The organism is Bacillus sp. ES1-5 (assembly GCF_022487605.1).
GTDB lineage: Bacteria > Bacillota > Bacilli > Bacillales > Bacillaceae_G > Bacillus_A > Bacillus_A wiedmannii.
This window is the reverse complement of record NZ_JAKVPU010000051.1, coordinates 1-506: the sequence shown is the minus strand read 5'-3', so window position 1 is coordinate 506 and position 506 is coordinate 1. Positions and strand designations below refer to the sequence as shown.

General features: G+C 34.2%; 1 pseudogene. It reads left to right on the top strand.

The window, feature by feature from the left end:
- Positions 1–69 precede the first annotated feature (69 nt).
- Positions 70–468 (top strand): annotated as a pseudogene (locus MKO96_RS29240) (putative mucin/carbohydrate-binding domain-containing protein); the annotation flags it as partial.
- Between the last annotated feature and the right edge of the window lie 38 nt (positions 469–506).

Here is a 506-nt window from a genome sequence, read left to right as displayed (position 1 = left end):
CCTTTAGGCATGGAACCTTTTCCATCTTTCGCAATTTTAGCAATTTCTTCTGGCTTTAAAGTTAAATTTGTAAATCCGAAAGAGATTGAAAACATCGATAAACATACGAGGGAAACTGAAAATAATTCATCTTCTGATTTACTAGATTATTATATTGTAGAAGTGCCTAATAAAGTAACAGCTGAAACATTGATGGACAAGTTTAAGAAATCTCATCTTGTTGAACAAGTATATATGCAAGAAAAACCAACTCTTTTACCAGAAGTCCAATTACCTACTGTATCGCTTAACCCTTACGACGATCCAAGATTTTTAAACCAGGGATATCTTAAGGAAGCGCCATATGGGATTAATGCATCTTATGCATGGAGCATAAAAGGTGGAGATGGAAAAGGAACTACTTTTGTAGATATGGAGTATGGGTGGTTATTAGACCATGAAGATTTAGTAAATCAAAAAGTTGATCTATATTTCTACCAGATATAAGCTCAACTTCCTTCGTCACG